The organism is Streptomyces pimonensis, from assembly GCF_041380215.1.
GTDB classification, from domain to species: Bacteria; Actinomycetota; Actinomycetes; order Streptomycetales; family Streptomycetaceae; genus Streptomyces; species Streptomyces pimonensis.
In genome coordinates this window covers 183,143-206,446 of the sequence record NZ_JAHWZY010000010.1, presented here as the reverse complement: position 1 = coordinate 206,446, position 23,304 = coordinate 183,143, and the positions used below count along the sequence as shown (strand labels likewise).

The 23,304-nt window shown below is 74.0% G+C and carries 2 protein-coding genes and 1 pseudogene; all 3 read right to left on the bottom strand.

The annotated features are described in order from the left end of the window. Positions 1-1,668: 1,668 nt before the first annotated feature. A pseudogene (locus KYY02_RS13050) lies at positions 1,669-1,858 on the bottom strand (barstar family protein); the annotation flags it as partial. Positions 1,859-1,963: 105 nt separating this feature from the next. Continuing rightward, the gene (gene fabD, locus KYY02_RS13045) at positions 1,964-5,167 is read right to left on the bottom strand and encodes an ACP S-malonyltransferase (RefSeq protein ID WP_371238074.1); all 3,204 of its coding nucleotides are present in this window, start codon (positions 5,165-5,167) and stop codon (positions 1,964-1,966) included. A gap of 62 nt (positions 5,168-5,229) precedes the next feature. Continuing rightward, positions 5,230-23,259, bottom strand: a complete 18,030-nt coding sequence (locus KYY02_RS13040; protein WP_371238073.1) for a non-ribosomal peptide synthetase — start codon at positions 23,257-23,259, stop codon at positions 5,230-5,232. Positions 23,260-23,304 lie beyond the last annotated feature (45 nt).

Here is a 23,304-nt window from a genome sequence, read left to right as displayed (position 1 = left end):
GAACCGGATACACGCATGGCTGGCCTGAATCGCCTCGTTGCTTTCTCGGCCACTTCCACGACGGCAATCGCAAGTCAAAACCAGCTATCCAGGAATTGTCAACTGTGAACTATTTTCGGTCCACGACAGGCGGAAAACGATCGTAAGGCGTGCGTAAAGGCAAGTCAGAGTCACTGCGTCATACACGATTAACCGTATGGACGTCCATGATTAACCTGAAGCCATTGGCGCGAACATGGGGTACTAGCCCCGCACCGTCGGATCTTGCGCCCTCGCACACCTGTCCTTTCCCCATCGCGCAGCAGCGCCGCACGGCCCGTAGCCGGTATGCAGGTGATGGTCCATGCGGCGTTCTTCAGCCACGATCCAACGCATTCCGGCCATACAGGTCCTACTCCCGGCCATACGAATTCCGTCAACCCTCCAGCGCTTGCGCATCGCCGTTCCGCAACACGGAATCAACAAAGCGTCGAGGCGGGCTCGCCGACTGCGGAGGTCCGGTACGCCCGGCGGCGGACCAGGCGCGCAGGCAGGCCGGGGCGGGGCGGCGCGCCGGGGGCCTGCCCCTGCCGCACCGTTCAAGGCGCTGTTTGGCCGAACAGTGGGGTACGGCAACGGGGGCCGACGTGAATACCGTCGGCGGGGCACGGGGAAAACGCCTCGCGTCTGACATGCTCTCGACGCGTCGTCGGCCTGGATCGCCTGTCGTAACGGCCGGACCTCATGACGCATCAGCCGATTGCCGGAGAACAGGACAAGCTGTTGAAGAAAACGGCGACTCACATTCGTGACGCGAAGACAGCTCGGTCCGTTCTTCTCCTTACGACAGCCGATACGGTACGCCCACGAGTACGGTGACCCGCGTCACGGCCGGCCGACGCTTATCCCTCTCTTGCGCCTTCCCGTGCGAACACCGGGCCTATACGGAGGACCAAGCTTGCGCCGGGCCCCACAATATCGGAGCGGGTACAGCCCGCACCAGACGCCTTTTCTGTGGTTCATAAAGCGGAAACACACATCTCCACCGGCCCCCGGAGCGCGCCACCAGACGCCGCGAACCCGCCCGCGCATATGCCGCCGTGAATACCTGACGCCCCGCCACCTGCCATCGCGGCCGGCAATTCGCAACCGCGACATCTGACCCTGGAGTAACTGGTGCCCCACGCTTCGCATCCAGGGTGCGCGCACCGCGGGCCGGTCGTGCCTGTTCGACCCCGTCCGCGCTCCGTTTCCTGCCCGCTTCGGGCCCACGCGCGGATCCTGTGGCTCACCTCACACGCCGGGCCGAGCAGGTCGTCACGGGCTGAACGGGGCCCACACGCGAGGGGCCGCCCGGCCGTCAGCCGAGACTGACCGGGCGGGCCGCCCCCCGGGGGTCTGTCAAACGACGAGCGGCTCTGTCTCACATTCGGTGGTGACGGTAGGTCATGACGGCGACCGACAGATCACCGGTCGCACAACCGCAGGCCTGCGCCCCGCAGTAGGCGTTCTCCGGGATCGGCCGATCGACTTGGTGTCTGACCGCGAGAGCTCGACGCAAGGAGGCGAGAAACTCAGTGTGCTGTCGTCCGCCTGGAAACATCGAGGTCAGAACGGCATCCGCACTCTCCGCGAGACAGAGATGTTCAACGTTCACTATCCGTTACCACCGGATGTGCGACAGAGCCTGTCCCGCCAGAGCAGGGTGGCCGGGGCGGTGTGGCCGAAAGCGCCGCGCAGGCAGTCGCCCAGGGCGGGCGAGGTGCCCGCCGAAGTAGCCGCCTGGGCCATTCACCGCCTCGCCGAGTGCCAGGTGCAGGCCGGTTTATCCGGTGGCGCACCAGCCGTCGCGTGTGTAGGCGTGCCCGACGGGCTCGTCACCGCAGGGGCCGCTCGCCCGCTCGTGATCCCCGGACGAGGCCGCGCCGAGCGGGGTGAGTCGGTGCGCCGCTGGCAGGGCGGAGAGCCGGATACGGCCCTCCGCTCAGCCGAACTCGCGCAGACGTGCGGTCAGGTGGGCGGCGGCGCCGCCCATCAGGATGTCGGCGATCTCTGCCACGGTACGGGCACGCCAGGAGTGCAGGCCGGTGTCCGCGACCACCTGGTTGAAGGCGCCCATCGCGGGGCCGCAGTGGACCAGATAGTCCACCCGGGAGTGCTGGTCGCCGGTCACGGCGAGGCGGAAGCCGCGGGTGAAGTAGCCGCGGAAAACGGTCGCCAGGTGCTGTTTGGGGTCGGTGCCGGGCGCGGCGGGTGCGAGGGGCTCGCCGCCCAGGTAGCGGTCGAGGACCTGGCTCCTGGTCTCGTCGTCCAGCTCGGCCAGCGAGCCGTGCCGGTGCCACAGTTCGTGCAGCCGGGACGCCCGGGCCGGGAAGAACAGCCCCCGCTTGAGGTAGCGGGCCTGGACACCGAGGTCGAACAGCTCGCCCCAGGGTGCGGTGTCCACGTCGTACTCGCGGGCCTCCTGGAGGATGTCCTTCACCCCCGCGCTGGTGGCCGCCTCCACGGAGCACTGGTTGACCGAGCCAGTCAGCACGAAGTCGGCGCCGAGCAGGAACGCGGCCCCGGCCGCCTCGGGCGTGCCGATGCCGCCCGCGCACCCCACGTGCACCCGGTGGCCGCCCGTCGGCGCCGTGTCGCGCAGCCGCAGCACGGCGGGAAGCAGGGTGAGCAGGTCGGCCGTGCTGCTCAGCCAGCCGCCGTCGGCCTCCACGCACAGGTCGTCCGCCATCGGCTGGCCGGCGGCCGCGCAGGCCTCCTGCGCGGTGACCTCGCCCGCCTCCAGCAACCGGGCGACCAGCCGCTCCGGCGGCGGAGCCAGGAACTCGGCGGCCACGTCCGTGCGGGACACCTTGGCGATGATCCGGCCGCCCTTCAGGCGGAACCGGACCAGCGCCGGGGTGATCAGTGGGAAGCCAGACGCCTCAACCAGGTCGACACCGTGCCGCAGGAGCAGGTCCACCAGGGCGGACTCCTCCTCGGGGGCGCCGTGCCGGTACAGCAGGTTGACGCCGAAGGCGCCGCCCAGGCCCAGTTCCCCGGCCAGGTCGCGCAGCAAACCGTCCACCTCGCCGAGGGGCAGGCCACCCGTCCCCAGGAAGCCGAGCAGCCCGGCCTTGGCCGCCGCGCCGAGCATCTCGCGGCCCGAGATGCCGCCGTACAGGGCACCCAGCAGGTACGCGCGCCGCAGACCGTACCGCTCGCGGAAAGTGGCGGCTCCGAGGGTGTCGGCCGTCGGGGCGACGAAAGCGGCCGCATCGCGTACGGGGGGCGGCAACTGGCCGGAAGGCAGCGGCTCTTCCAGCCGTTCCCCTGCGGCTGGCGCGGGCAGTGGCTCCGCGCTCTTCCTGATCTTGGCGACCAGGTTGGTCAGGACCCGGCCCGGGCCCAGTTCCACGAACTCGAAGTCGCCGTGGCCCATCAGCCGGCGCACCGTGTCGGTCCAGCGGACGGGGGAGGCGATCTGCGCGGTCAGAGTCGTCTTGACGGCGTCGGGGGCGTACGGCTGCGCGTCCACGTTGGCCAGCACCGGGACGGCCGGGGGGCATAGGGTGAAGCCGTCCAGGAAGCGGGCGAACTCCTCGGCGGTGTCGCGCATGTGGCGGGAGTGAAAGGGCGCGCTGACGTTGAGCCGGACGGCCCGGACACCGGCCGACTCGAAGGCGGCGCGGGCCGCGTCGACGCGCTCGGCCGGACCGGACAGCACGAACTGCTCGGGGGCGTTGTAGTTGGCCAGGTCGAGGTCGTCGTTGCCGGAGTCGGCGAGCAGCCGCAGGACGGTCGCCTCGTCGCAGCCGACCACCGCCACCATCCCGCCACCGGAGGCCGCCGCCATCAGGGCGCCGCGCCGCTGCACCAGGCGCAGCCCGGTCTCGAAGTCGAAGACGCCGGCGGCGAACAGGGCGACGTACTCGCCGAGGCTGTGGCCGATCAGGTAGTCGGCCGGCTCAGGGTCCTCGGCGAACCGGTCGAGGTAGGTCAGGGCGCTCACGACGTAGAGCGCGGGCTGTGTGCACTCGGTACGGCCCAGGCGGCGCTCCGGGTCGTGGACGCACAGTTCCTCGATCGAGTAGCCGAGCACGCGGTCGGCGATCGCGGTCTCCCGCGGGTACCTGGCAAACAGCTCCTTGCCCATGCCCCGCTGCTGGGACCCCTGACCTGGAAAACCGTAAACCTTCATGCCGTGTGCCTTTCCTGCCGTCTTCGGTGTCGCCGGAGTCGGATGTGGATGCAGATGTGTGATCGGAGGGGTGGTCGGGGGCGGTGCCGCGAGCGTCCGGGCCTGGTCCAGGACCCGGGGGTCGTGGCCGAACGGGCTGAGCAGCGGCAGCGACCGGGAGCGGTCGCCCGGCGGGAGGTTGCCGCGGACGAAGTTGTGCAGGGTGCCGGAGGGGCCCAGGTCGAGGTAGAGGAAGTCGCCGCGGGCCCGCATCGCGGCCATGGCCCGCTCGAACTCGATGGGTCTGCGGGCGACCTGCCAGAAGTGGTCGGCGCCGGGCCGCTCAACGAGCCGTCCGTCCACGCACGACACCCACGGGATGCGCGGCGGGGCGAAGGGCACCCCGTCGAAGACGGCCCGGCACTCGGTGAGGACGCCGTCCATCAGGCTGGAGTGGTAGGCGTACTCGACCGGCACCCGCTGGTGCAGCACGTCGGCCGCGCGCAGGGCCGCCTCGGCCCGGTCCAGGTCCGCGTCCGTGCCCGCGACCACGATGTGGCCGGGGTAGTTGCGGGCGGCGACCTCACAGCCGGGCAGCGCGGGGATCCGGTCCCGGGCGTCCGGGCGGGTGATGACCGCGAGCAGACCGCCGCGCGGGCCCGCCCGCAGGCCGTCCGCCTGCCGGACGAGCAGCCGCAGGCACGTCTCGGCGTCGATGCTGCCGGAGACGACCGCGGCCGCGTACTCGCCGAGGCTGGAGCCGAGCAGGTAGTCCGGCTCGATGCCGGCCGCGCGCAGGGACTCGGCCAGGGCGAGTTCGATCATGACGATCGCCGGGTGGGTGAGCCGGGTGTCGGTGAAGGGGTCGTTCTTGCGCCGGGCCGGGTCGAAGATCCGGGCGAGGACCGACTCGCCCAGCAGTCCGGCGGCGACGGCGTCGTACCGGCTCAGGGCCGTGCGGAACACCTCGTCGGTCTCGAGGAGTTCCTCGCCCATGCGGTAGTACTGCGAGCCCTGCCCGGAGAACATGAAGACTACGGGCAGGCGCCGTGCAGGCGTCTCGGTCGTCGGGGGCGTCCCGCCTGCCGCGGTCATCGGTAGGTGTCCCAGAACAGGCCGGCCGCCGCCGGCTGGGCTGGTGCGCCGGGTGCCTCGGCGGCGGTGCCCCGGATGACGACCGTGTGCTCCAGCGGGGGCCGTGGCAGCGGCGCCCGGGCGGCGCGGTGGTCCGCCGGGGCCGGGGCGAGCAGCAGGTGTGCGTTGGTGCCGCCGTCGGCGAAGCAGTTGAGCGCGGCCCGCTCCGCGCCCGCCGGCCAGGGCAGGGGCTCCCTCGGGAAGTACATCGCGGAGGCCTCCAGGTCGAAGTGCGGCAGGGGCTGCTGTCCGGAACGGAACGGCACCTGCTGCCGGTGGTGCAGCATCAGGACGACCTTGATGAACGCGGCGATGCCCTCCGCGGCCAGCGGATGACCGATGTTCGGCTTCACCGATCCGAGCGCGAGCCGCGTCGAACGGGCCGGGCCGGAGCCGTAGACACCCTCGATCGCCTTCAGTTCGAGCAGGTCGGTGACGGCCGAGCCGGAGGCGTTGGTCTCCACCCAGCCGATGTCCTGCGGCGCGCGGCCGCTGAGCGCCAGCGCCTCGGCCATCACGTCCTTCTGTGCCCGCAGGTTGGGGGTGGCGGGTCCGGCGGTGCGGCCGTCGTTGTTGACCGCGATGCCCTCCAGTACGGCGAGCACCCGGTCACCGTCCTCCTGGGCCCGGGCCAGCGGCTTGAGGACGACGACGCCGACGCCCTCACCGAGCACCAGGCCGGCCGCCCGGCCGTCGAACGCGTGGAACTCCGGGCCGGGGTTGAGCAGCCCGCGCTGCCCGAACACCCGGTGCGCCCTGTCGTCCGCGAGCAGGCTCACACCGGCGACGACGGCCGACTCGACGGATCCCGCGCGCAGTGCCTGTACGGCCATGTCCATCGCCACCAGGGCGGAGGAACAGGCGGTGTCCACCACCAGGCTCGGGCCCTGGAAGTCGAAGAACTGGGAGATGTTGGCCGCGAGGTAGTTCTGGCCGGTGACCACGACCGGGTTCCTGGCCCGCTCCAGGGCCACCGGGTCGGGGGTGTGGGTGGCCCGGCCGCCGACGTACACGCCGACCCTGCGGCCCTTGAGATCCGCCGGGCGGTAACCGGCGTGGTGCACGGCCCGGTCGACCTCCTCCAGCAGGAGCAACGCCTGCGGGTCCATCGCCTTGACGTCCGCCTCGGACAGCAGGAACCGCTCGGGCGCGAACCGCAGCACCTCCGGCAGCAGCCCGGCGTGGTACCCGAGGGAGCGGCCGAAGCGGGAGTACGGGACGGGGCGCAGAGCCGTACGGCCGTCCCGCAGCAGCTCCCAGTAGGCGTCGGCGGAGTCGGCGTCGGGGAAGCGGCAGGAGAGGCCGACCACGGCTATGGCGCCCGCTCGCGGGTCGGAGGTGTGGGAGGCGGTGCCTTGCTGGTGGACGGCGACGGGCGGGGCGGAGGGTCCGTCGAAGGACCAGATGGGTGCCGGGGCCGCCGACTCCGTCCGTGCCTCAGCCTCGGGTGCCGTGCCGCCGAACTCCGCGAGCAGCTCTGTCCGGTGCTCCTCGCCGAGGTACGCCGCGAAGCCGTCCATCGTCGGGTGTTCCAGCAGGGCCGACGGGTCGACCGAGACGTCCAGGCGCTGGGCGACGGTCTGGACGAGCTGGGAGACCATGATCGAGTCCATGCCGTAATCGTGGACCGGGACGTCCCCGGCCAGCTTGGCGCGGTCGAAGCGCAGTTCCGCCGCGAGCCGGTCGAGCAGCCAGGAGGCGACCGCTTCGACGGCGGCGCGCACGTCCGTGCCGGCCACCGGCCGCGGCGCGGCGGCCGGTGCGGCGGTCCTGCCGGCCGGTGCGGCGGGCGGGGTGTCCAGGCGTCGTGCCGTCAGGCGCTCGGCGCTGAACCCGGCGCCGGGGCGCGGCAGTACGGGCATCACGACCCGGGCGCCGCTCTCCAGCGCGCGGTCGAGCAGGGCCAGCCCTTGTGCGTCGGTGAGCGAGGCAAGGCCGGAGGCCTGGTAGGCGGCGCTGCGGGCCTCCCCCATGCCGGTGTCCTTCCAGCTCGGCCACTGCACGCTGACCAGGGGCAGGCCGTACGGGCGGGCCTCGGCGACCGCGTCCAGGTAGGCGTTGGCCATGGCGTAGTCGCTCTGGCCGACCGCGAGGGCGGGAACGGCGGCGGCGACCGACGAGTACAGCACGAACAGGCCGAGCGGCTCGTCGCGGAAGCACTCCAGCAGGGCGTCCAGGCCGAACACCTTCGGGGCGAGGACACGGGCGACGCCGGTCTGCGGCTTGCGGACGAACGCCGGGTTCCCGAAGTCGGTGAAGCCCGCGCTGTGGATCACGCCGCCGACAGGGCCGAGCCGCAGTCTGACGTCGGCGAGGACCTTGGCCAGCGCCTCCTTCTCGTCCAACGGTACGGCAACGGCCTCAAGTTCGACGCCCCGGGCGGCCAGTTCGGCGAGCGGGCGCAGCTTGCGGCCCAGCGGGCCGCCCTCGGCGATGTGTGCGGCCCACTCGGCGCGCGGCGGCAGCTCCTCGCGGCCGGTGAGGACCAGCTTGCGCACGCCGTGCCGGGCGACGAAGTGGCGCGCGGTGAGCAGCCCGAGGCCGCGGGTGCCGCCGGTCACCCACAGCACGTGGTCCGCCGGGAAGTGAAGTCGGGCGCGCTGTGCCGGCGGGACCTCGGCGAGCGTCGCCAGGTGGCGCACTCCCCCTCGGTAGGCGACCTCGGCGGGTTCGCCGTCGGCGGACAGTTCCTCGGCGACCCAGCGGCACAGCTGCTCGTCGGCCGCGGCGCGGTCGATCTCCACATGACGGGAGCGGACGTGGCGGTACTCGCTCTGCAGCATCCTGTACAGGCCCACCCGGGCCGCTCCGCCGAGGGCGGGCGCGCCGCGCGAGACGAGCAGGGCGCGCAGGTCACGGCGGCCGAGGTCGACCAGGTGCTGAAGCCAGCGCAGCCAGGAGGGCAGCGCGGCGTGCGTGGGCGGCAGCGCGGGTCCGGTGCAGCCTGCCAGGTCGACGACGGCGTCGAAGCGGTCCCAGCGGGTGTCGGCGTCGGTGAGTTCGGCGTTGATACGGTCGGTGGTGAGCACCTCGGCGGCCGGCAGCGCCGCCGCAAGCCGGGCGGCCAGCGCCTCGGTGCCGGGTGCGGCGAGTACGGCGGTCAGGGCGGGCGGAGCCGTATGGGGCGCGGGCGGGGCAGGGAGCCACTGCCGGGTCAGCAGCAGCCCCTCGGGGTCGCGCCCGGCGTCGAGGGCGCTGTGGCCGGCGGTGCGGGTGCTGTGGCCGGCACGGGACGCGCCGTGGCCTGCACCGGAGGCGTCCCGTCCGGCGCCGAGTGCGGCCAGTTCGGCGTCCGCCGCTGCCAGCCAGACGCGGTCGCCGTCGAAGGGGTAGCCGGGCAGCGCCACCCGGGTGGGCCTGCCGCCAGCGTGCAGGGCGGGCCAGTCGACCTGCTGTCCGCCGGTCCAGGCGGTGGCGTACGCGGCGGGGTCGGCGGGGAGCCGCTCGGCCGCAGCGGGACGGCGCGGGTCGACCATGCCGGTCCAGCTGCCGACCGGGGTCCCGCCCGCGGCGAACTCGTCCAGGAGGGCGCACAGTTCGGGCAGGTCGTGGAAAAGCACGGCCAGCCGGTGGGCCATCGCCTCCCGGCCCGTCTGCAAGGTCCAGGCGACCTGCGCGGGGGTCGCGGTGCCCTCCTCCGCGCGCAGGTGCCCTGCGAGCCGCCGGGCCTGCGCGGCCAGTCGGCTGGCGTCCCGCGCGGAGAGCACCGCCAGCTGGGGACCGGCCGGGGCGGCCCCGGCAGCGGCGCCCTTGCCGACGTACTCCTGCAGGATGATGTGGGCGTTCGTGCCGCCCGCGCCGAAGGAGCTCACGCCCGCCGTCCTCGGCCGTACCGTGCCGTCCGCCGAGACGCGGCGGGGCCAGGGCGCCCGCTCGCGCTGGACCTCGAACGGGGTCGTCGTGAAGTCGATGTTCGGGTTGAGGCGGTCCGCGTGCAGGGACGGCGCCAGCTCGCCGTGCCGCATCTGGAGCAGCACCTTGGTGATCGCGGCGATGCCGGCGGCCGACTCGGCGTGCCCGATGTTGGACTTGACCGAGCCGATGGGCAGCCGCTCGGGCGCCTCCTCGCCGAAGGCCCGCAGCATGCCGGTGATCTCCACCGGGTCGCCGAGCGCGGTGCCGGTGCCGTGCGCCTCCAGGTAGTCGAGGTCGGCGGGCGCGAGCCCGGCGCGTTCCAGCGCCGTACGCACCAGGTCGCCCTGGGCCTTGGGATTGGGGACGCTGTAACCGGCGCCCGCGCCGCCGTGGTTGACGGCGGACGCCTTGACCACGGCGAGGATCCGGTCGCCGTCGGCAAGGGCCGCGTCCAGGCGCTTGAGCAGGACGGCGCCGGAGCCCTCGGCGGGCACGTACCCGGTGCCGCCCTCGCCGAAGCTGCGGCAGCGCCCGTCCTCGGCGAGGAAGCCGCGCTGGGCGAGCTGGAGGAACTTCACCGGGTGGCTGGAGATGTTGACCCCGCCGGCCACGGCGACGTCGCAGTCACCGTTGCGGATGGCGAGGCAGGCCTGGTGGATGGTGACCAGCGACGAGGAGCACATGGTGTCCAGGCCGACGCTGGGGCCGGTGAAGTCGAAGAAGTACGACACCCGGTTGGCCACCGAGGCGTACGACGAGGAGGTCGCGAAGCCCTCGCCGCGCAGCGCCTCCTGGACGCCGTACAGCTGGTAGTGGCCGTACATCATGCCGACGAACACGCCGGTGCGGGCGCCGCGCAGCTGCTCGCGGGTGTATCCGGCGTCCTCCAGCAGATGCCAGACGGTCTCCAGGAACACCCGCTCCTGCGGGTCGGTGTGCTCCGCCTCGATCTGCGACATCCGGAAGAACAGCGGGTCGAAGCGGTCGGCGCCGGGTACGAAGCCGCCCCACTTGCCATAGGTCTTGCCGGTGGCGGACTTGTCCGGGTCGTAGAACAGGCCGTGGTCCCAGCGGTCGGCGGGAACCTCGCCGACGCTGTCGCGGCCGGCGCGCAGGTTGCGCCAGAACTCGCTGACGTCGCCGGCCTGGGGGTAGCGGCCCGCGACGCCGATGACGGCGATGGCGGCGTCCTGCGGGGCGGGCGCGACCGGCTCGGCCGGTTTCACCGGAAGCACTGCGGCCGCGGGGGCGGGCGCGACCGGCTCGGCGGCCGGGAACGCGCCGGGGTGGGCCCCGGCCAGGTGGCCGGCGAGGTCGCGTGCGGTCACATACTCGAAGAGCAGGGTCTTCGACAACGGGCCGACGTGTTCCTCCAGGCGGCGGATGAGGCTCATGGTGATGAGCGAGTCCACACCGTACCGGTCGAAGGGCTCGGTGACGGCGATCTCCGCCTCCGGGAGCTTCAGTTCCTCGGCGAGCAGCCGCAGGACCAGTTCCTCGGCGCGTTCGTGCACCCCGGGTGCGGCGGTGGCGAACTCGTCCTTGCGCGACTCGGCGCCTTCGAGGGCCTGCAGGATGCGGTCGGGGTCGCCGGCGGCCAGGAGCAGGCGCGGCGCGGTGTGGGCGAGGGCGCGGTCCAGAGCTCGCAGGGCGGGGGTGGTGCGCAGCGGACGCATGCCGAGCGCACGCTCCATGTAGGCCTCGGCGTCAGCGTCGACGCGCATCCCCCCGTCGGCCCAGACCGGCCAGGCGGCCGCGAGGGTGCGACCGTGCCGGGTGCCTCCCCGGCGGCGCCGCTCGCGCTCCTCGGCGAAGTGGTCGAGGAAGGCGTTGGCGAAGGCGTAGTCGCTCTGGCCGGCGTTGCCGAAGGCCGCGGCCGCCGAGGAGAACGCGACGAAGTAGTCCAGCGGTTCGTCCGCCGTCGCCTCGTCGAGCAGCACGGTGCCGTGCACCTTGGCGGCGAGGACGGCGTCCGCGTCCGCACGCTGCTTGGTGCGTATGAGCCCGTCCCTGAGGACGCCGACCGCGTGCACGACGCCGCTGACCGAGCCGTGCGCCCGGTGGGCCTCGGCCACCAGGTCCCGAACGGCGGCCGGGTCGGCGACGTCGGCGAGCACCACCCGGGCGCCGAGCGCGTCGGCGCGAGCCCGGGCCTCGGGACCCGGGGCGGTGCGGGCGGCGAGCACGATGCCGCCGCCGGTGACGCCCGCGGCCCGCCGTGCGGCGGCGATGTGCTCGGCGACGAGCAGGCCCAGGGCACCGGTGCCGCCGGTGACGATGTGCGCGCCGGCGCCGGTGAACGCGGCGCCCGGCGCGGCCGGGAGCGTCACCTGCCGCCAGGCACGGCGAGCCCGGCCCTCCGCGCCCGTGCGCACCTCGGGGCCGCCGTCCGTGCCGAGTTCGGCTACGACGGCCTCGGCGAACGGGCGGCTCGGGGCGAGGGCCAGGACGCCGAGGGCGACCGACGGGTGCTCCAGACGCACAGTGCGGGCGAAGGCGGCCATCGCCGGCTGGGCGGGCGACGGGGCCGGCTCGGGGTGGACGTACAGGTAGCGCAGCGCGTCGCGGCGCTCGCGCTGCCAGGCCCGCAGGAAGGCCAGGGCCGCGTGGAAGCCGTGCTCCACGGCGTCCCGGGCGGTGCGGTCGCCACCGGCCAGGTGGACGACGTGGACGGGTCCGGCTCCGGCGGCGCGGACGGCTGCCTCGGCGTCGAAGCCGGTGCCGAGCGGGACACGGCGGACCTCGGCACCCGTCGCCGTGAGGGCGGCGGCCACGTCGGTGGCGTCGGCGGAGGCGAGGTCGAGCAGCAGAACCCGTGCGGCGGAGGGGAGTTGGCCGTGCGGGGCAGCGGGCGAGGCCTGCCATACGGGCTCGAAGGCGTGGACGGCGTCGGCGTCGGGCGCGGTGTGCGTCGCGGGCACGGCATGCATCCCAGACGCGGGCGCAGTGTCCGTTGCCCGCGTGGCGTCCGTCGGGCGCAGCGCCCTCAGGGTGAAGGACTCCAGCGTGGCGGCCACCTGCCCGTCCTCGTCGAGCAGGGCGACGTCGAAGGCGGGGGAACCCGCCGCGGCGGGGCGTCGGGCCGGGGTGGCGTACGCGTAACCCCGCTCGGGCAGGGGGGCGTACAGCCGGACCGAGCCCAGGGAGAACGGCAGGTACGGCGCCGGGCCCGCCGGGTCCCCGGCGCCGGGGACGAGCCGGCCGGCGGTCTGCAGGGCGGCGTCCAGCAGCGAAGGGTGGAAGGCGTACGTACCGGCGTCCGCGCGCTGCGGCTCCGGCAGGCGCAGCGTCGCCAGCGCCTCCCCGGGGCCCTCGGCGATCTCCTCGATCACCCGGAAGGCGGGGCCGTAGGCGAAGCCGAGCCGGACGAAACCGTCGTAGCAGTCGGCTCCCGCCTGGACGCGGGTGCAGCGGGCGCGTACGTCCGCCGGGACGATGGGGGCCGGCCGGGCACCGGAGTCGTCGAACCGCAGGGTGCCGCTGGCGTGGACCGGCGCGTCCTCTGCGGTGCCGCGCACCTCGAAGGCGGCGCAGGAGCGGTCGCCGGTGACGCGGACCAGCAGCGGCTGCCCGGTGCGGCCGGAGGCGAGCCGGACCGGCGCCGCCCACACCAGGTCGTCGACGCCGCGCACCGGGGCTCCTCCGGCGGCGAGTTCTCCCGCTAGGCGGCCCATCTCCAGGTAGGCCACGCCGGGCAGTACCAGGTCGCCGCCGACGACGTGGTCCCGCAAGAAGAACTCCTCGCCCGTCAGCGTCTTGGCGAACCGCTGCTCGCCGAAGGTGGAGACGTTGGCGTCCAGGAGGGTGGGGTGCAGACGGGGGCCGGGCGCGGCGGGGTGCTCGCCAGGAGCGACCCAGTGCCGGGGACCGGCGAACGGGTAGGCGGGCAGGTGAACGCGGCGCCGGGCGGCGCCCTCGTGCAGGGTCCGCCAGTCGACGTCGGTGCCGTGCAGCCAGGCGGTGGCCAGAGCATGGAGGTCGCGCCGGTCCGGGGAGACGGGATCACCCGTCTGAGCGGCCGTCACCTCTGCGGTGCGGACGGCGGAAGGGCGGCCGGCCAGGTACGCGGTGAGCTCGGCCCGCAGGGCCGCGGTGCCGTCTGCGACGACGGCGAGCCGGTGCGGCATCGGCTCCCGGCCCGTCTGCAGGGTGTGGGCGAGGTCCGCGGCCGGGACGTCCTGGCGCCCGAGGTGGTCGGCGAGCCGGGCGGCCGAGCGCCTGAGCGCCTCGCCGTCGCGGGCCGAGAGTACGAAGACCTGCTGGGTCGCGGGCTCGTCACGGGTGTCCGGCATGGGTGGTTCCTCCAGCACGATGTGCGCGCCCGCCCCTCCGAAGCCGAAGGAGCTGACGCCGGCGCGGCGGGGCAGCTCGGCTCCGTGGGCGTCCTGGGGACGGGGCCAGGGCCGGGCGGTGGCGGCGACCTCGAAGGGGCCGCCGTCGAGTTCCAGGTAGGGGTTCTGCTCGCGGAAGTGCAGGCTGGCCGGGATGGTGCCGTGCCGCATCGACAGGACCACCTTGAAGAGTCCGGCGATACCGGCGGCGGCCTCCAGGTGGCCGATGTTCGTCTTGACCGAACCGATGGCGCAGGGCGCGGACCCGCCGGGCGCGTTCCGCCCCGCCCGCAGCCGCCGGAAGGCGGTGCTCAGGCCGGTGGTCTCGATCGGGTCGCCCAGGGCGGTGCCGGTGCCGTGCGCCTCGATGTAGCCGACGGTGTCCGGGTGGACGCCAGCGGCCCGGTAGGCCTCGACCAACAGGTCGGCCTGGGCGTCGGGGTTGGGGGCGGTGAGCGAGGTGGTCCGGCCGCCGTGGTTGAGCGCGACAGCCTTGATCACGGCGTGTACGGCGTCGCCGTCGCGCTCGGCCCGCTCGTGCGGCTTGAGCAGGACGACGCCCGCGCCCTCGCCGCGGACATAGCCGTCGGCACGGCTGTCGAAGGCCTTGCAGCGGCCGTCGGGGCTGAGCATCTCGCCCTGGCTGAGGGCCTCGTAGACACCCGGGGCCAGGATCAGACTGACGCCACCCGCGATGGCCAGGTCGCAGGTGCCGTCGCGGAGGGCGGCGCAGGCCTGGTGGACGGCGGTGAGGGAGCCGGAGCAGGCGGTGTCGATGGCGATGCTGGGACCGCGCAGGTCCAGCAGGTACGACACCCGGTTCGGGACGATCGACAGGGCGGCACCGGTGAGGGTGTGGCCCTCGCTGGCGCGTCCGGCGGCCCGCTGCACCTCGTGGTAGTCGGAGTTGGTGACGGCGATGAACACGCCGACCCTCTTCCCGGCCAGCTCGGAGGGACGGTACCCGGCGTCCTCGACGGCCTGCCAGACGGTTTCGAGCAGCAACCGCTGCTGCGGGTCCATCAGTTCGGCCTCCCGGGGTGAGATGCCGAAGAACGCGGCGTCGAACCGGTCCACGTCCGGGGCGAAGCCGCCCCAGCGGGAGCGGGAGCGCGGGTGTTCGCGCCAGTCCCAGCGGTCGGCGGGGATTTCGCCCACCAGGTCGTCCCCGGCGGCGAGGTGGTTCCAGAACTCCCTGAGGTCCAGGGAGCCGGGCAGCCGCCCGGCCATACCGATGACGGCGACCTCACGGCCGGCGGGGGCTTCCGGGGTCTCGGGCCCATCTGGAGCCGACGAAGCCCCGGCCCCAGCGGGAGCCGCCGAAGTCTCCGATCCGGCGGGGGCGGCCTGTCCGGTGAGGGGTGATGCCTGTGGGGCCGTTCCGAAGTGGGCCGTCAGCGTGGCCGCATGATGCTCCCACAGGTGCTCGGCGAGCGCGTGCAGGGTGCCGCGGCGGTAGAAGAGGGTCGGGTACTCGGTGATGCCGTACGTCTTGCGCAGCTTGGCGCTGAGCGAGGTGAAGCTCACGGAGTTCATGCCGGTCTCGCCGAGCGGCGTGTGCGCGCCGATGTCCTCGGGGCGCAGGTCCACCAGGTCGGCGACTATGCGGGCCAGCTCGGCGACGAGGGCCTGCGTGCGGCCGCCGGTGGCCTCTGCCGGGGCGGTGGTGCGGGCCGTGGGCGCGGATCCGGCGCCGAAGCGGGCGCGCAGGTCGGCCAGGGGCAGCGCGGCCAGGGTGGTGCGGTCGGTCTTCCCGTTCAGGGTGCGCGGGAAGCCGGTCATCCGGACCAGGACGTCGGGCACCATATGGTCCGGCAACCAGGCCGCAAGCCGTTCGCGGTCCGGCTCGGCCGCGCCGTCCTCCAGGACGTAGCAGGCGAGCAGGGTGTGCGAGCCCGCTGACTGTCCCCGGGCCACGACGACGGCCTCGCGGACGCCGTCGAGGCGGCGCAGGGTCGCCTCGATCTCCTCCAGCTCGACCCGGTAGCCGCGCACCTTGACCTGGGAGTCGAGCCGGCCGAGGTACTCGATCGTGCCGTCGGCGAGCCGTCGTACGAGGTCGCCCGTGCGGTACATGCGGGCCTCGGCCCGCGCCGCGAACGGGTCGGGCAGGAAGCGCTCTGCGGTCAGTTCGGGGCGGCCGAGGTAGCCGTCGGCCACGCCGTCGCCGCCGATGTACAGCTCCCCGGCGACGGCGGTGGGGACGGGCCGGCGGGCGCTGTCGAGGACGTGGAGCGCGGTGTTGGCGATCGGGGCGCCCAGGGTGACCCGGCCGCCCGGGGTGAGGCGGCTCGCCGCGGACCAGATGGTGGTCTCGGTGGGGCCGTAGAGGTTCCACACCTGCCCGTTGCCCGCGAGGAGCGCCTCCGCCAGGTCGGCGGGCAGCGCCTCGCCGCCGCACAGCACCTTTAGCGCGGGGTCGCCCTGCCAGCCGGCGGCCAGCAGCATGCTCCAGGTGGCCGGGGTGGCCTGCACGACGGTGGGTCGGGCACGTTCCATGGCCTCGCGCAGCCGCAGCCCGTCGCGGGCGTCCTCGGCGGCGAGCACCTCCACCGTGCCGCCGGTGACCAGCGGCAGGTACAGCTCAAGGCCGGAGATGTCGAAGCAGACGGTGGTGAGGGCCAGCAGGGTGTCGCCGGGTCCGAAGCCGGGCTCGCGGGCCATCGACCACAGGAAGTTGGTCAGCGCGCGGTGCGGCACCCGGACGCCCTTGGGACGGCCGGTGGAGCCGGAGGTGTAGATGACGTACGCGGCGTCGGACGAGCCGGCCGGACCGGGCGAGGGCAGGGCCGACGGCTGCTCGGAGGTGTCCACGACCAGCCGGGGCACGCCGGGGAGGGTGACGCCGGAGCCGGAGTGGGTGAGCAGCAGGTGCAGCCCGGAGTCCTCGGCCATGTAGGCGAGCCGGTCCTGCGGGTAGGCGGGGTCGAGCGGTACGTAGGCAGCGCCGGCTGCCTGGACGGCGAGGAGCGCCACCGGCAGGTCCTGGTCGCGCGGCAGCAGCACGCCGACGGTGCGGCCACGGCCCGCTCCGGCGGCGGTCAGCCGGGTGGCGAGGGCTTCCACGCGCTCCACGAGCGTGCGGTACGTCAGTCCGGTGCCGGCGTGGCGGACCGCGACCGCGTCGGGCCGGGCGCCGGCCTGCCGTCGTACCAGATCCCAGACCAGGGTGTCGGCCGGGTAGTCGGCGGGGGCGGGCGGGGTGAGCCGGGCCCGCTCGTCCTCGGTGAGCAGCTCCAGGTCGGCCACCGGGGTGCCGGGGCCTTCGACGGCGGCGGCGAGGAGGGTGGTGAAGTGGGCACCGAGGCGGGCCACGGTCTCCTCGTCGAAGAGGCCGGGGTCGTACTTGAGCGTGTAGCGGCAGCCCTGCTCCTGCTCGACGACCTCCAGGGTCAGGTCGAACTCGCCCTCCTGGTGCACTCCTTCGACCGGGCCGAGCACCACGGCGTCGCCGGACGCGTCGCGGCGGGCGGTGCGGGTCCAGTTCTGGAAGTAGAAGGCGACGTTGAAGGGGGTACCGGCCTCGGGGTCGGCGCGGCGGAGGTCGTCGGCCAGGGTGATCAGCGGGTACGCGCTGTGTTCCAGGGCGTCCAGCACGGTGCGGTGGACGCGGCGGACCAGGGTGCGGAACTCCTCGGCGCCGTCGACGCGTTCGGCCAGCACCACCATGTTCATGAAGTAGCCGAGCGTGTCGTCGAAGCCGCTCGCCGGGCGTCCGGCCGTCGGCGTGCCCACGGCGATGTCGGCCTGGTCGCTGTAGCGGTGCAGCAGCGTGAACCAGGCGGCGAGGACGACCCCGAACAGGGAGGTCTGCTCGGTGCCGGCGAGCACGCGGGCCCGGTCGGCGACCGCGGCGGGAATGTGCCCGTCCAGGCTCGCCCCGTGGAAGTCGGGCACGGCCGGGCGGGGCCGGTCCAGCGGCAGCGGCACGGTGGTCCTGCGCCCGCGCAGCCGCTCGGTCCAGTACGCGCGCAGCCGCCGGCCTTCGGCACCGGCGAGCAGCTCGCGCTGCCAGGTGGTGAAGTCGGCGTAGCTGCGGGCAGGGCGCTCGGCGGGGAGCGCACGGCCCGCGAGAAGCGCGCGGTAGCCGCATTCCAGCTCGCGCAGGAGCAGGGCGATGGAGACGCCGTCGAAGACCAGGTGGTGGAAGGTCAGCAGCAGCGCGTTGCGGCCGTCACCCAGGGTGTAGAGGGTGGCCCGGACGAGGGGGCCGGCGGCGAGCTCGAAGGGACGGCGCAGGTCGGCGCGTATCCGGTCGCGCAGCTCGGCGTCGCTTCTGGCGGTCAGGAAGACCTGCTGGAAGGGGAGTTCGGGCTCGGTCGCGATCCGGGCGTACGGCCCCTCGTCGCCGACGTGGACGGTGGCCCGCAGCTCGGCGTGCCGGTCGACCAGGTCCTGCAGGACGGCCCGCAGGGCGAGCACGTCGAGGCCGCGGTCGAGCCAGAGGGCGAGGGGCAGGTTGTAGGCGTAGGTACCGGGCGCGATCTGTTCGATTACCCAGAGGGCGCGCTGGCCCTCGGACAAGGGGTGGCGGCTCTCCTCGCCGTCGGTCCGCGGGCGCAGGACGCGGGCCGCGGCCTCGGTGGCCGGGGACATGGCCGAAGCGGTGGCCGGGGCAGGTGTGGTGGGCGCCGGGGCGGGTGTGCCGGGCGCTTCGGGCCGGGCGGGCCCGGCCACCACTCCGGCGAGCCAGTTGGCGGCCAGGTGGGCGGCCAGCTCGCGCAGGGTCGGCTGCTCGAAGAAGTCGCCGAGCGGTACGGCGACACCGAACTCCTCGTCCACGGCGGCGACGATCTTCATGCCGCTGAGGGAGTCGAAGCCGTAGTCGGCCAGTGGGCGGCCGGGATCGATGCGCTCGTCCAGCTTGAGCACCCGTTCGACGAGGTCGCGCAGGCGCTCGGTGAGGGCGTCGGTGGAGGTGGCCGCACCCGAGGGGCCGGAGGCGGACGCGGTGGCGGTGACCGGGCCTGCCGTGGGCACGGCCGCGCTCAGCAGGACCCCGTCGCTCTCCGCCACCAGGACGGTCTGGCCCAGTGCCGGGTCGCCCGCGCCCAGCGCGTGGACTGGGGCGTATCCCTCCTCGTGCAGGAGCCGGGTCCAGCCCTCCGCGGAGGCGAGCGGGGAGTCGGGCATGCGCAGGTGGCCGTCCTCGAAGGCCCACCAGCCCTCCAGGACACCGCCGCCGATGGTCAGCAACGGCCGCACGGAGGTCAGCTCGTTGAGCACCAGCCAGCCGCCGGGCCGCAGCAACGCCTTGGCCTTGCGCAGGGTGGCCCGCAGGTCGCTGGTGGCGTGCACGACGTTGGTGGCGACGACGAGGTCTGCGCAGGCGGGCTCGAACCCCTGTTCCGCCAGGCCGCGTTCGAGGTTGAGCACCTGAAAGCGGGCGAAGTCGTAGCGTCCGGCGAAGCGTTCCCGGCCGTGCTCCAGGAAGCGCGGCGAGATGTCGGTGAAGGTGTACCCGACGCGTCCCGGGTGCGCGGCCAGCGCGGGCAGCACCCGTTCGCTGGTGGCGCCGGTGCCGGCGCCCAGTTCCACGACCTCGACCGTGCGGCCCGGCGGCAGCTGCGGCAGGCGCAGGTCCAGGAAGTGGCGGACCGTGTCGCGGACCAGGAGGTTGAAGGAGTCGGTGAGCGGGTTGCCCTTGTAGAAGTTCTGCACCAGCTTCATCGAGGAGCCGGGGAACATGATCTCGGTGGCGCCCACCTCGCCGCGCAGGATGCGCGGGTACGCCTGAAGGAACAGGCGGTTGAGGGTGACCGTCGGCTCGATGTCCGGGTAGGCCGCCGCGATCCGGTCGAACTCCGCCTCCCAGCGGCCGGAGTGCTCGTCCGCGTCGACGCCGTCGACCGGCGGGGTGGTGGTGACCAGGTCGCCGTCGCGGGTCAGGAACCCGGCCCCGGCCAGGATGTTGAGCAGTGCCTCGTGCAGCCGCCGGAAGCGGTCGAGGATGCCGAGGCGGCCGCGCAGCTCCTCGGCGCCGTGCCGTTCGCCGGAGCACCGGAAGGCTCCCATGCGCTGGTAGACGCCGAGCAGCATGGGCGCGGAGACGGCCTCCAGCTCCTCGTATCCGGTCAGGACGCGGCGGGCGGCCGGGGCGGCGGCGGTACCGGTGCCGAGGTGTACGGCCGCGGCGGCCAGGGTGGCCGGGTGGCCGCCGCCGAGGACCTCGCCGTCCAGGGCCGGGTTATGGCCCATGGCCTCCAGGGCCCGGCGCCCGGCGCGGATCGGCATGACCTGCGGCAGCCCGCTGCCGAGGATGCGGTGGACGGCAGCGATGCCCGCGGCGGGGCTGAAGCCCTGGATGCCGAGCCCGGCGAAGATGTCGGCGAGGCCGGGCTGGGCGCCGGAGCCGACCATGCCCCAGTAGCCCTGGTTGACGACGGTCACCGGATACGGCAGCCGGTCGCGCAGGAACAGCGCGTAGGCGTCCTCGGTGGCGGAGGCGCAGATGTAGGCGCCGTTGCCGGCGAAGCTGCCGAAGGAGCCGGCGGAGGAGAAGTAGACCAGGAAGTCGAGGTCCTGGCCGTCGACGGCGGCGGCGAGCGCGGCGGCGCCCTCGGTCTTGACGCGGGTTGCGGCGGCGAAGGTCTCCTCATCTAGGTCGGCGAGGGCGTGGTTGTCGAACACCATCGCGGCGTGCACGACCCCGTGCAGGGCGCCGAAGCGGCGGTGCGCCTCGGCGACGGCGGCGGCGAGGTCGGCGCTGTCGCAGGCGTCGCCGCGGACGTGGGCGACGTTGCCGCCGAGGGCACGGATCTCCTCGGCGGCGGCGCGCTGTCCGGCCCCGAGGTCGCCACGGCTGAACCACACCAGCCGGGCCCGGTGGCGCTCGGCGAGGTGGCGGCTGAGTTCCTGGGCGATGCCGCCGGTGCCGCCGATGAGCAGGTAGACGCCGCCGTCCCGGAAGACGGGGCCGGGCGCGGGCAGGGTGACGCGGCCGAGGCGGCGGACGTAGCGGACCCCGCCGCGCAGGGCCACGGTGCGGCCGGTGGCGTCGGCGGGCGCGGCCAGGATCGCGTCGGCCAGGGTGGCGGACGCGCCCTCGCCCGTGAGGTCGGCCGAGGCGAAGTCGATGGCGCCGACCCGGAGTTCGGGGCGCTCCTTGGCCACCACCTGGAGCAGACCGTGCATGCCCGCGGCGAAGGGGTTGGCGGCGGCGGTGCCCGCGACCGGGTGGACGTCGCTGGTGACCACGACGACGCGCGCGGCGCTGGTCGAGCGGACCAGGTGGAACAGGGAGAGGGAGCCGGTGCGCAGCTGCCCGGCGGCCCGGTCGGCGCCCAGGCCCTCGGCGATGCCGGTGCCGACGCCGCCGAGGTGGAGCACCAGGTCGGCACCGTCGGTCCGCCCCAGCCAGGCGGACGGGGGGCGTTCGTCGATGCGGACCTGCTCGAAACGGCTCTCGGGAATGCGCGCCGAGATCGCCTCGGCGAGCCAGGCGGAGGCCCCGGTGACCAGAGCGACGACGCGGCCGGCTCGGAAGACGGGTCCGGGAGAGGGCGCGTCCTCGCGTACCCACAAGGGCCGGTAGAGGTCCGGGAGTTGCTCTTCGGACGCGTCCTCGGACCGGGGCGGCCGTGCGGGGGCGGTACGGGCCGGGGGCTCGGGGATCCAGTAGCGCTTGCGGGCGAAGGGGTACGTCGGCAGCTCGGTTCGGCGGGCCGCGGCGGGGGTGACACGGGACCAGTCGACGTCGGCGCCGGCCAGCCAGTGCTCGGCCACCGCCACCAAGTCCCGCCGGGCCAGGGCCGCCTCCAGGGCGTCGGCCTCGGCCCCGGCGAGCACGACCCGCGCCCGGGCGGCCCGGCCGGTGCCGATCCGGGCGTCGGCCTCCCCCTGGACGTACCCCTCCAGCAGCGCGGCCGCCTCGCTCACCGACCCGACGGCCAGGGCCAGCCGGAACTCGTAGGGGGTACGGCCGGACCGGAGGGTGTGGGCTATGTCGGCGAGGCGGGGGGCGTCGGCGGCCGGGCGGGTGACTGCCGGAACCCCGGCACTCGCCGGTGCGCCGACCGTGCCCGAGGAAGGGGAGCCGTTTCCGGACGGTCCGGTGGCGCCTGCGTTCCCGGCGATCGCCTGTGCCACCGCGCCCAGGGTGCGTGCCGTGGTCACCGTCGGTGGCAGGATGCCGTCCAGTTCCGCCGTCAGTGACGCCTCGAAGCGGGCGCGTTCGGGGATGCCGAAGCCGCAGTCGGCGAGGTCGGTGCCGAGGTCGAGGTACTCGGGGGCCACACCGACGGTTTCGGCGGCCAGGCGCAGGCACAGCCGCTGGGCGTCGCCCAGGGCGTCCCGGCCGGCGCCCGACGGATCCGCACCCGTGCTGCCGCGCAGGAACGCGGCGAGGTCGGCGGCGTACGCGCGCAGCCTGTCCTCGCTCTTGGCGGACAGAACGAGGAGCTGGTCGGTGTCCGGGTCGACGGGCTCGGCCGGTGGTGTGCGGTACTCCTCTACGACCAGGCAGGCGTTGGCGCCGCCCCCGCCGAAGGAGCTGACGACCGCGCGCAGCGGCAGGTCGTCGTCCCCCGCGGGCGCCCAGGGCTGGAGGGTCTGCTGCACCTCGAAGGGCGTGGTGGTGAAGTCGATGCCGGGGTTGCGCCGGGCGGAGTTCAGCGAGGGCACCAGCGTACGGTGGCGCAGCTGGAACAGCACCTTGGTCAGGCCCGCGACACCCGCCGCCGACTCCAGGTGGCCGATGTTGGATTTCACCGAGCCGACGGCGACCATCGGGCGCTCGGCCCGCTCGGCCGCCTCGATGCGCCCGCCGAAGGCCTCCACGAGCCCGGCGATCTCGATGGGGTCGCCGAGCGGGGTGCCGGTTCCGTGGGCCTCCACGTAGCCGACGGTGGCCGGGTCGGCCTGGGCGCGGTGCAGGGCGGCGCGGATCACCTCGGCCTGCGCGGCCGCGCTGGGCACGGTGTAACCGCCGGTCTTGCCGCCCGCGTTGATGGCGGAGCCGCGGATCACGCCGAGGATGCGGTCACCTTCGGCGATCGCGTCCTTCAGGGGCCGCAGCAGTACGGCGCCCACCCCCTCGCCGTCGACGAACCCGTCCGCGTCCGCACCGAAGCTCCTGAGCCGGTCACCGCGCGAGATCATCCCTCGGTCGGCCAGCATGCGCAGGTGCATGGGGTGCAGGATCAGGTTGACGCCGCCGGCGATCGCGGTGTGGCACTCCCCCGACCTGATGCTCTCGCAGGCCAGGTGGATCGCGGTGAGCGAGGCCGAGCAGGCGGTGTCGACGGCGAGGCTCGGTCCGGTGAAGTCGAAGGTGTACGAGACCCGGTTGGCGATCGACCAGTGGTTGGAGTGCGCGTCGGTACGGACGCCGAGGGCGGTGGCCTCGCCGCCCATCCACTCGTAGTTGTTGTTCATGACGCCGGCGAAGACGCCGACCGGGCCCCGGCCGGCCAGCTCGGCCGCCGGGTGGCCGGCGTCGTCCAGGACGGCTGCGGCGGTCTGCAGGAACAGCCGCTCCTGCGGGTCCATCGCCTCGGCGTCGGCCGGTGATATCTGGAAGAAGAGCGGGTCGAACTTGTCGACGTCGTCGATGAATCCGGCCCACTTGCTGTAGCTGCCGCGCACCCCCGCCGGGTCGTGGTGGGCGTCGGCGTCCCAGCGGTCGGCGGGCACCTCACGGATGCAGTGCCGGCCCGCGGCCAGGTTGTCCCACAGCTCGGCGGGCGTCTCGGCCAGCGGGTAGCGGCCGGCGACGCCCACGATCGCCACCCCGTCGCTCGCCGGGGCCGGGGCGGAGGCCCGGGCCAGCAGGCTCAGCAGCAGCTTTCGCTTGTCGTCCACAGTTGCTCTCTCTCACAGGTCTTCGGTCGGCCACCGAGGGCCGGG